Source organism: Enterobacter cloacae complex sp. IR5422 (assembly GCF_049238165.1).
GTDB lineage: Bacteria > Pseudomonadota > Gammaproteobacteria > Enterobacterales > Enterobacteriaceae > Enterobacter > Enterobacter roggenkampii.
In genome coordinates this window covers 32,127-40,564 of the sequence record NZ_JBMKHT010000035.1, presented here as the reverse complement: position 1 = coordinate 40,564, position 8,438 = coordinate 32,127, and the positions used below count along the sequence as shown (strand labels likewise).

Sequence of the window (8,438 nt, the reverse complement as noted above, 5' to 3'; positions counted from 1 at the left end):
GTCTGGCGGCGTTTACTGGAAAACTCACTGTCGGCAAAAGTCAGTTGCTGGCTCATCCGGTTACTCATTCTGGGTTCAGGTTACAACACGATGATCTCACATCTCGGACTTATTCGCACCTTCCTTAGGTGCAAATACCTTGACCATTTGGCCTGCGATAAAACATCTGATTGGCTTGCTTCCTGGATAGTATTACCTAGCTCTTCATAAGGTGGGCTTTGTAATGGCTATCAGGCCTTCACATCGTCAGCTTTCACGGCGTAAATGGGCGCGCCAGGATGCTCATCATCTTCAACTGCTGCGATATCATCTTCATCGAACCAACTTTCTTGAGCACGGCCATCTGCGGCTTTGTAGTGAACAAGATACTGATTGCAGTGGTTGATGCTCTCAGCGCGGGATTTGATATGGCCCATTTCGCCACTGATTGACAACTCAACAAACTGGTTAAGGTCGAACTTAAATTTATCCACTTTATTTCCTTTCTTTGGTTTTCTGGCAGTTCGCCTGCCACGCTTTGTTATGCGCCAGGATGTCCTTCTTAGTCTGGCGGTCCAGAACATCCCAATCATGAGTGGTCCCGTAAATGGGTCTAACCCAATCGCAAGCAGTATCCACCACCTCAACCCTTACGGGTCCAGTTTGTGCGCAGCTCACGATCAACATCGTCGCCAAGCATATGGTTAACCGTCTGCTGTACATTACTGGCCTCTTTCGTTGCTTCTACCCGGCGTTCGGCTACTGCTTCAGTGGCTGCGGCCTTTTCTTCGGTGCGCTGCTGGTCTGCTTTGGCTTCCGCTTTGCTGGTGCCGCGTGAATGACCAATGCCAAAGGCACCAGCGATAGCGGCCATTACCAGGGCAGCAAGACCAATGATTGTTTCTAATCCCATATCAACCTCACACCAGTACCGTTTTGGCCTGACCGAAGCGAGCGCGACGATCTTCCAGTCCGTTCGTTCCGCCGTTGATAATCTTCGTCACCTGCAGCAGGTTATCTGAATAGTTCAGACATCCCTTTGTAACGAAGAACCATGCCGCGCTTCTGGCTGCATAAATGGGCTCAGCTAATAGCTCAGGCTGCTGGACCAGATCAACCTTCAGGGCATTGCCGCAGTCACGATAGTTATCCAGGAACGTGATGCCAATAAGTCCACGACCACGGTATTTCCATCCATCACCTGGCGCGTTGTTACCGTAGCGTTTGCTGTATACCAAGTTAGCAATGGCACGCTGACGCTCAATTGGTAATGCTCGTTCATCAGGTCGGCGGCCCAGCGTATTAGCCTGGTCCTGTGTAATGCGTCCAGCTCGAATGAAGTTTGCCAACCCGACTACGCTGTAATTGAAGTTTTCCTGCAGCCGGGTGAATCCTGTCGACTCATGCCCAGCCTGCGCAATGAACATGGCCTGGTCTACCGGCCTGGTGATGCCGAACTCTTTCATCGCATCACTTACTGGCTGAAACCAGCGCGCAGCTAACTCGGCGCTTAGCCCAGCCGCCTTTTGAAATTGTGATTGGTTCATTAGTGCCTCAGTGCGTCAACCAAGCGCGCCACGTTTCCCCGAGCCCATAGAACGGCGGCGCATATCAGGACGTTCACCAGCACCACGAACCAGTGAGATTCATGGTACAGGCCGAACAGGTAACGGAAAGGGACGCTGGCGTATACCAGCACCGTGAAATAAGCCATCAGCGATATCAGAGGGCGATGTCTCGCCCCGCCGCGCTGGTAGAACATCAGTGCAATAACGATCACAGCAGAGATAATTGCGTTTGCCATCGCACTCGGATCACTTGTTACCATTGCTGGCCCCTCCACCACGTAAACGCGAGAGAATTCCAAACAGGCTACCCAAATCCTGACTGTTGACGAACGTCAGCAGCTTAATAGCAATAGCGGCTACGATTACCGCGCCCAGCGCATCAAGTGGCCTGTCGCTATACCCCGTCCATTTGGAGAAGTAAGAGCCAAGCAGTGGAGCGCCGATAACGCCGAAGATGAATGAGGTGATGAAGTAGCCCACCAGCTTAAGGCGACTGATATTAACCGCCGTAGCGACGTAGAACACCGCACCAGCGAATGCGCCAAACACCACACCGTAATCTATGCCGGTTGCCAGGCCGAACATGCTGGCCCCCATCAGACCACCAGCCGCTACTGTCGTGCCAGAAACAGGATCGGACATCTAGTCCCCCTCTTATTGCCGTGAATCCTCTCAGTGATGAGGGGAATAAAAAAAGCCCGCTTTTGAAGGCGGGCTAATGAGTGACTATTAGTAAGTAAGGTAGGTAGTCGTGAGTCTTGCTAACTGACCTGAGTGAGACAGTATCGGGCTGGTTCACAACGGTTCAGGAGAACCATCAGGCAATTACCTTCAACACACATTTCAAGCGTAGCAGCAGTTTGCAAATTCATAAAAAAAGGCCTGCTTTTTACGGCAGGCTCTCAAGGAATTTGAAACTGTATTGTTGTTGTCATGGTGCCGGGTGCCTCCCAGTGACTCTACCCCAGTCAGCAAAGCCGCGCGCATACCTGCAGATAGCAGTTGACTGGAACGCCCTTTCGCTTAGAAAGGATTCACCACAATAATAAGTTACGACTAATCCATTCTAGCGGTCAATACATCATCGCCATGAGTCCTCTCAGAACGAGGGGAAACAAAAAAGGCCACCCGGAGGCAGCCCTTAAAATAAAAAACCCGCAGCAGTGGCGGGTTTATGTTTTGATTTGTTGCTCAGTACGCTTTACTGTCCCGAGCCTACCACAATTTAAGCACTTTCTTGCTCACTATGCAACTTAAATCTGTCGCTATTTGTGCCGAACGCATCACAAAGTGGTGCGTAAAGGATCGATTCTGCAAGACTAACCCATGTATCAATGCGACGACGGCATGTAATAAGGGTCCAGTCGGGGTGTTTTGAATTAAGCTCTTTAGCCATCTGGAGTTTGCTTTTGCGCAGACGATGACGATCAACAATCACGCCATACAACCCACGGTATTCTTCGTTCATGAGTACAGCGGCGATCACGCCATCAATCTTCAGCCCTTCTTCGTCAGAACAGAACGCCAGGCCGCTTTTGTTTTTGCTGTCTAGGATTTCGCGCAGGTAAGCTTCCAGCTCAGGTTTAGTGATGCCGGATTTCTTCATTCGGCGCAACGCATCGTTGATTGCGGTCTTGGTGATTTTCCCGGATGCCAGCAGCTGGTTAAACATGTTTCCGCCAGAGCCGCCACCGATATATGACCAGCGGCCCCACATGCGGAGCTTGCCCTGTACCCAGATGCTTTCGAGAGTGCGAAGGCGAACCATCTCGCCGGATTTGCCAACTTCAGAAGGATTGATCATGTTGCGTCTCCACTTACGCCAGTGCGCCTATTGCCAGCGCACGATCTAAAAACCGAAACAACAGCGTTAACTGGTCGCCGTGCTTCGCTTCAAATGCCACAGGATCAGCGTGCAACTCGTCGTGATGCGCTCTGCACAGCGGTATCACAAACAGGTCATGCGCTTTGGTACCCATTCCACCCTGCCCGTGGCCTATCAGGTGGTGGGGGTCGTCTGCCGGGTTATTGCAGCAACTGCACTGCTGCGACTTCACCCAGCGGGTGTACTTCTCGTTCTCCCAGCGGCGGCGCTTTGGCCTCAGCATGAAAGATTCCGGTGATTCAGGATCGACCTTCACCGAGACTATCTTCTTAACTTTCTCCTGGAGGATTTCAGTCGCTGGCAATGACGGAACAATGTCGCTTTCCCGCATCAATGAGGTGTGCGATTCAGGCTTAATCCGGAGAGCCTGATTAGCTACTGATTCAGGAATCAGGTCAGCCAGATCGTTACGTACCATCCACCAGCAAAACTCCGGCAGCGTCAGGGTGTGGTCAGCGCTGAAACCCAGCATGATATTCACCCTTTCCAGCAGCCATTTTACCAGGTTCTGCATGGCAATTCCTGCCAGTCTTTCAGTAGTTTGTTCACGCAGTTGGTTATCGCATCCCCAGCACAGGCGAATGCTGCCGGGGGCGTGGCGTAGCAGTGTGAAGTCCTTTGAGTGCCATTCGTTGTGTGGCCACTGACATTCGAATTTACGTTCCAGCCAGGCATCAAGACCACTCAGTCCACCAGCACGCTGAATAACTCTCTCATTCAGGAAAAGCTCCTGCACACTGACATCATCCGTCAGTGGCTGGTGCGCTTCAGGAATCAGTCCAGATGGCAGGTGCTTGATTGCTTCGGAAGGCGTTTCAATCACCACCCGGCCACGACGAAACAGCCACAACAATTCGTTACCAGGACGAAACAGCACCACCCCGGACAATGGCGCGACTTCAGGTGTCAGTATGGCTCTCACGCAATTTGCCCCTTAGCAATATGTTCAGCCCACAAGCCGCCAATCCAGCGCACGCCCTTTGCAGTAAAGCGGGACTGATTGAATGCGTAGTTAGTCTGGTTGGTGGTCCCTGTCTTAACCTCGAAGCGCCCTGCTTCGATGTGCTTGCTCTTTGGTGTAAGAACACGGTTTAACCGGTACATGATGCCGTTCTCAATGAGGAACATCGCGAACTCGGGTTCTTTGGCGTTAAGGAGCTTGGCAACCTGCCGAAACGTCATTGAGCCAGTGGCTTTAACATAGCGATCAACAAATTCAGCCTTAGGCGCTGCTATGGCCAGTTCTTCACTCAGGCGTTGCTTCTGTTCGGCAAGATCGGCAGCGAGGCGAAGTGCTTCAGGAAGTGTTTGCGGTACCACCATCCCGGCCCCGCTCTCCAGTTCCTGCCAGCGGTCAACCAGACGGGCGGTAAACTCCGGGCACAGCTGCGCGACGATCACATAGCTGTCTCGCTTGTTAACTTCGTAGTAGTGGTAAACCTGCTGGTTCTGAGGGTGGGTGTACTGCAATGCAGCATACCCCCCAATTACGCCAGAATTCATGAGGCGCTCGATGGTCACACATACGTTGCTGTGGCGTGAGTCGACCAGCTTTGCAATCTCACGGCTGGACATCGTTATTTGCTGCCCCATTGCGGCGGCGTGGTGAGTCGGACACATTACGGTGATATTCATCTGATTCATGCTCTTCTCCACTTATCAGGCGGCTGCACCCGCCAGAGGTTCATGTTTCTTGATCGATATCTCTACTCGTCCACCAGGTACTTTCGGCCCCCACTCCACCAGCATTCTCCGCACCTGACTGTCATCCTCCCAGATGCCAGCGTGCGTAAGCGCATCAAACAGAGCCTTGTTGTAATTGTCGATGTCCCGACGACGAGCATCTGGCGGAAAGAGAAGGATCTCCACCGCAGCTGGTGACGATGATGGTTTTGGAAGGCAACGCAGCTGCTCAATAATCGCTGCGCATGCCGCACTCTGATATGCCCTGCCTTTCTCACTGATAAGATGGCGGCCTTTTAACGGCCCCTTATTCGGGGCTCGCCAGTAGGTGTTTACGCTCGGAGGGAACGGGAGCACCAGTTTCATACAGTCACTCCCTGTTTTTTCAGCCATTCAACAGCGTTAACTCTTGCCTTGTCTCCACCGGATAACAGACCTTTAATGATCGCTACCGGATCAGCATCCAGTTCTGTTTTGACGACGGTAATGCCCCTGGCAGCGCCAGGAGCAATGGAGAGGTAACCCTTTTTCTTAAGTGCCTTCACGTGCTCAGCAGCAGCGTTCTGCGATGAGCAACCAATCAGTTCAGCAAGCTCGATCAACGTTGGTGGGAAACCAACCTTTTCAATGTGAACCTTGATAGCGTCATACACTTCACTTTGACGCGGCGTTAATTCGATCATGACTCGACTCCATAACGCCCGTTCAGGCGTCCGATTACGCTATTGAACATCACCAGGCTGACGCCCATCGGTTTAACCTTCTCGTGGTACTCCTTCAGGATCGGAGGTACAACGACGTTCCAGCTTGGCTTCGGCTTTTTCTTCAGGGCTTTCTTAATGGCATCGGAGCATTGACGGGCAACGTCACGAACCGCGTTCTCCTGCTCGGTTGATAGCTTCTTCATGCTGCATGCTCCCGGTTATCTGCCACCGGAACAGCAACGCCAGGAATCAACTCAACTGCAGCGGACTCACTCTGATTACCCCAATGGTCCCAGCCTAGTGCACCGCAGCGGCTGAAGAGTTCGATGCGCGGAACGTCACCGTAAAGCTTCTCCAGGCGGAAGCGCGCCTCTGCTGGCTTCTGGCTGTGCTCGCCCAGTGGGCTGTAGATAACCTGCTTGATGCTCGCGCACTGGCGTTCCAGTCCGTTCCCCCTGGTGGCGATCAACATGTCTTCGGTATTGGCTCGGGTGTAGTTGCCGCCGTTCATGCGGGTCTGGGTGTTCAGCAGGTCGAGGAAGTCGTAAAAGTCCTCTACTCCACCAGCCTGAAGCGCTTTGTTGATGTGCTGCTCTGCCAATGGGTTGAACTTCACCCAGGTAAAGCCCTTCATCGTGCGGACCTTAAAGCCCCATGCTTCAGCCAGTTCGATAGCTTCGCGGGTGTGCGTGCCGGTGAACCACATAGCCAAAACAGCATCGTCAGCAGCAAGGTCCCAGACCGGAAGACGCTTCATGTCGACCAGCTTCATTGTGCCGTAGTGATTAGTAGCCGCGCCGTTGCTGACGGTGTTGCCGTATTCCCAGGCTGGGTCTGCGTAAATCAGAGAGTATTTCATTAGATATTCCTCCCCTGACCTGCCAGACACCATGCGTCAGTAGGCGTTTTGACTTTCGGTACCATGCTCAGGCAACGCTGGCGCTCTATCAGTATCTTCAGGCGCTGTTCTTCGTCTTTTGAGCGGTTGAATGCATCCATCAGAACCGTAGCCGCACGCTGGAAGAGCCCCTTATCAAACAGGCCTTGAGCTTTTTCCATCATCGCGGTCACTACCGGGTTTGGTGCGGCTTCCTGTTCTGATGCAGCTGGTGCGTCAGCTCGGTTAATTTTCAGTGCAGAATGCCCATCGCTCACATCCCCACCCGGCGCTTTAGCAAAATACTGGTAGCACTTGCCGTTGTGCTGGCGGGTAGCGCGATTCAGTTTGACCAGGTGGCATACCCCGCGCTGAACAGCATGAACGTCGTACTGTGGCATTGATGCCGCAATCTCTTTGTTCGTTAAGCCAGGGTTAGTGGCGATGAAAATCTGAATGTCTTTCAAAAGGCTCATGGCTTAGCTCCTCTGAAACCTGCCGGGATTGCTTTGTCGGGTACACCGAAGGTGAGCGAATTGTTTTTTCGGGCTGCATCCCAGTCCTCACGTTTTGGCCTGCCCTTCGCATCCCAGCGAGTAGCAACTTGCAAGTAGCCTGGGAAGTTTCCGGGAATAAACAGAGTTTTTGGGCGCATGTACTGGTAATCCTTCAGGCCTTTCCAGTGCTCGTGTTTGTAATCGACCACCAGCATGAGCTCTTCCGGAGTAAACCCCTCACGAAGCCTTGCGCGGATGTTATCCAGCGAAGCAGAGCAATTCTGGAAACGCGAACCGCTGACCAGGTTGAGATGTTTCAGTACCGATTTTGAATTGTCAGTCAGCAAAACTTCAGGATCAGGCTTCTTGCCACCACTCTCATCGTCGGGTTGCTGGGCAACCTGACAAGAAGGTTTTTTATCTGATGGATCAGTAGTTGATTTTACTGACGGATCCCCACCAGATTCTGACGGGTGAAAAATGCCGTTATTGCTGTTTTTCGACGCATCAAATTTTGACGGGTCGGGTTTTGATGCGTCGGATTTTGACGCGTCAGATTCTGACAGGTGAGAAAAGGCAGACTCACGGAGCTTTTTAACATTCAGTTGATAAACGTTGGATGCGTTACGGTTGCCCTTACGGCGTTGCTGGCGGGTAAGCCAACCATCTTTCTCAAGTTGCCCGATTGCCGTACGAACCGTGCTCTCACCAGCCCCAATCTGACGTGCGATGGTAGCGATAGAAGGCCAACTAACCCCCTCATCACTGCTGAAGTCAGCCAGACGCGCCATGATGGCAACGCTGGACAGCTTCATGCCAGAAGCGGCGCAAGCGTCCCAAACGTAACCGGTTAATTTAGTGCTCATGGTCGTCCTTTAACTCTGTAAATTTACGCTGGAATTGGTCAAGAGGGCTGAAGCACTCATGATCGTACCCTTCGCGAAGGTATATAACGCGTCGAGTCTGCGGCTCCCATCTGATGACACGGACCGGGACGCCGTAGTGGTCTTTGAATCGCCGGTTAACTTCAGCCATTCCTCACGCCCCTTCTCATTCATCTGAGCAAAAGCCTCTACCATCGCGTTCTCTGGCTGGTAGTTGTTCTCACCAGGCTGGTCGTTTAATCTTTCCACATAGCCGAACGGGGAGTCTTTTCCCACCAGTGGAAGGCATCTGAATTGCTTCGCTGGTCTCAATCGGTTTAAACTGTTCATGCGTTAGTTTCTCCACTGAATACGACACGCC

General features: G+C 52.4%; 15 protein-coding genes. All 15 read right to left on the bottom strand.

Annotation, left to right across the window (positions count from 1 at the left end):
- Positions 1–230: 230 nt before the first annotated feature.
- The 15 genes from ACOTXT_RS16540 to ACOTXT_RS16470 all read right to left on the bottom strand — a co-directional run bounded on the left by ACOTXT_RS16540 (position 231) and on the right by ACOTXT_RS16470 (position 8,228).
- The gene (locus ACOTXT_RS16540; protein WP_115465931.1) at positions 231–473 is read right to left on the bottom strand and encodes a hypothetical protein; all 243 of its coding nucleotides are present in this window, start codon (positions 471–473) and stop codon (positions 231–233) included.
- A 149-nt stretch (positions 474–622) separates the two neighbouring features.
- Positions 623–892, bottom strand: a complete 270-nt coding sequence (locus ACOTXT_RS16535; RefSeq protein WP_063929926.1) for a hypothetical protein — start codon at positions 890–892, stop codon at positions 623–625.
- A 7-nt stretch (positions 893–899) separates the two neighbouring features.
- Positions 900–1,526, bottom strand: coding sequence for a glycoside hydrolase family 19 protein (locus ACOTXT_RS16530; protein ID WP_063929927.1), 627 nt, complete (start codon positions 1,524–1,526; stop codon positions 900–902).
- On the bottom strand, positions 1,526–1,807 hold the full coding sequence (locus ACOTXT_RS16525) for a phage holin family protein (RefSeq protein ID WP_022648766.1): 282 nt from the start codon (positions 1,805–1,807) through the stop codon (positions 1,526–1,528). Before ACOTXT_RS16525 ends, ACOTXT_RS16530 begins: the two co-directional genes overlap by 1 nt.
- Complete coding sequence (locus tag ACOTXT_RS16520; protein WP_022648767.1) at positions 1,794–2,189, bottom strand: phage holin family protein; 396 nt, start codon at positions 2,187–2,189, stop codon at positions 1,794–1,796. Before ACOTXT_RS16520 ends, ACOTXT_RS16525 begins: the two co-directional genes overlap by 14 nt.
- Positions 2,190–2,772: 583 nt before the next feature.
- On the bottom strand, positions 2,773–3,351 hold the full coding sequence (locus tag ACOTXT_RS16515; protein WP_063929928.1) for a DUF1133 family protein: 579 nt from the start codon (positions 3,349–3,351) through the stop codon (positions 2,773–2,775).
- Positions 3,352–3,364: 13 nt separating this feature from the next.
- Positions 3,365–4,354: a DUF968 domain-containing protein gene (locus ACOTXT_RS16510; RefSeq protein ID WP_421625364.1), complete on the bottom strand. Its 990-nt coding sequence runs from the start codon at positions 4,352–4,354 to the stop codon at positions 3,365–3,367.
- Positions 4,351–5,067 carry a phage antirepressor KilAC domain-containing protein gene (locus tag ACOTXT_RS16505; protein WP_340139364.1) on the bottom strand — a complete coding sequence of 239 codons (717 nt, stop codon included), beginning with the start codon at positions 5,065–5,067 and terminating at the stop codon, positions 4,351–4,353. Before ACOTXT_RS16505 ends, ACOTXT_RS16510 begins: the two co-directional genes overlap by 4 nt.
- A 24-nt stretch (positions 5,068–5,091) precedes the next feature.
- Complete coding sequence (locus ACOTXT_RS16500; RefSeq protein WP_063929929.1) at positions 5,092–5,481, bottom strand: RusA family crossover junction endodeoxyribonuclease; 390 nt, start codon at positions 5,479–5,481, stop codon at positions 5,092–5,094.
- On the bottom strand, positions 5,478–5,798 hold the full coding sequence (locus ACOTXT_RS16495; RefSeq protein ID WP_063929930.1) for a LexA family transcriptional regulator: 321 nt from the start codon (positions 5,796–5,798) through the stop codon (positions 5,478–5,480). Before ACOTXT_RS16495 ends, ACOTXT_RS16500 begins: the two co-directional genes overlap by 4 nt.
- Complete coding sequence (locus tag ACOTXT_RS16490; protein WP_023293907.1) at positions 5,795–6,022, bottom strand: hypothetical protein; 228 nt, start codon at positions 6,020–6,022, stop codon at positions 5,795–5,797. The genes ACOTXT_RS16495 and ACOTXT_RS16490 overlap by 4 nt, the downstream gene beginning before the upstream one ends.
- Complete coding sequence (locus tag ACOTXT_RS16485; protein WP_421625363.1) at positions 6,019–6,678, bottom strand: MT-A70 family methyltransferase; 660 nt, start codon at positions 6,676–6,678, stop codon at positions 6,019–6,021. Before ACOTXT_RS16485 ends, ACOTXT_RS16490 begins: the two co-directional genes overlap by 4 nt.
- Entirely contained in the window at positions 6,678–7,172 is a 495-nt protein-coding gene (locus ACOTXT_RS16480) for a hypothetical protein (protein WP_421625362.1), read from the bottom strand. Before ACOTXT_RS16480 ends, ACOTXT_RS16485 begins: the two co-directional genes overlap by 1 nt.
- Positions 7,169–8,059 (bottom strand): conserved phage C-terminal domain-containing protein, encoded by an 891-nt coding sequence (locus ACOTXT_RS16475; protein ID WP_421625361.1) that lies wholly within the window; start codon positions 8,057–8,059, stop codon positions 7,169–7,171. Before ACOTXT_RS16475 ends, ACOTXT_RS16480 begins: the two co-directional genes overlap by 4 nt.
- Positions 8,049–8,228 (bottom strand): DUF4222 domain-containing protein, encoded by a 180-nt coding sequence (locus ACOTXT_RS16470; RefSeq protein WP_421625360.1) that lies wholly within the window; start codon positions 8,226–8,228, stop codon positions 8,049–8,051. The genes ACOTXT_RS16475 and ACOTXT_RS16470 overlap by 11 nt, the downstream gene beginning before the upstream one ends.
- Positions 8,229–8,438 lie beyond the last annotated feature (210 nt).

Excerpts from the sequence above, each read along its gene's own strand:
- ACOTXT_RS16535 (WP_063929926.1), bottom strand. The coding sequence starts at position 892 with ATGGGATTAGAAACAATCATTGGTCTTGCTGCCCTGGTAATGGCCGCT.
- ACOTXT_RS16530 (WP_063929927.1), bottom strand. The coding sequence starts at position 1,526 with ATGAACCAATCACAATTTCAAAAGGCGGCTGGGCTAAGCGCCGAGTTA.
- ACOTXT_RS16525 (WP_022648766.1), bottom strand. The coding sequence starts at position 1,807 with ATGGTAACAAGTGATCCGAGTGCGATGGCAAACGCAATTATCTCTGCT.
- ACOTXT_RS16520 (WP_022648767.1), bottom strand. The coding sequence starts at position 2,189 with ATGTCCGATCCTGTTTCTGGCACGACAGTAGCGGCTGGTGGTCTGATG.
- ACOTXT_RS16515 (WP_063929928.1), bottom strand. The coding sequence starts at position 3,351 with ATGATCAATCCTTCTGAAGTTGGCAAATCCGGCGAGATGGTTCGCCTT.
- ACOTXT_RS16505 (WP_340139364.1), bottom strand. The coding sequence starts at position 5,067 with ATGAATATCACCGTAATGTGTCCGACTCACCACGCCGCCGCAATGGGG.
- ACOTXT_RS16500 (WP_063929929.1), bottom strand. The coding sequence starts at position 5,481 with ATGAAACTGGTGCTCCCGTTCCCTCCGAGCGTAAACACCTACTGGCGA.
- ACOTXT_RS16495 (WP_063929930.1), bottom strand. The coding sequence starts at position 5,798 with ATGATCGAATTAACGCCGCGTCAAAGTGAAGTGTATGACGCTATCAAG.
- ACOTXT_RS16490 (WP_023293907.1), bottom strand. The coding sequence starts at position 6,022 with ATGAAGAAGCTATCAACCGAGCAGGAGAACGCGGTTCGTGACGTTGCC.
- ACOTXT_RS16485 (WP_421625363.1), bottom strand. The coding sequence starts at position 6,678 with ATGAAATACTCTCTGATTTACGCAGACCCAGCCTGGGAATACGGCAAC.
- ACOTXT_RS16480 (WP_421625362.1), bottom strand. The coding sequence starts at position 7,172 with ATGAGCCTTTTGAAAGACATTCAGATTTTCATCGCCACTAACCCTGGC.
- ACOTXT_RS16475 (WP_421625361.1), bottom strand. The coding sequence starts at position 8,059 with ATGAGCACTAAATTAACCGGTTACGTTTGGGACGCTTGCGCCGCTTCT.
- ACOTXT_RS16470 (WP_421625360.1), bottom strand. The coding sequence starts at position 8,228 with ATGGCTGAAGTTAACCGGCGATTCAAAGACCACTACGGCGTCCCGGTC.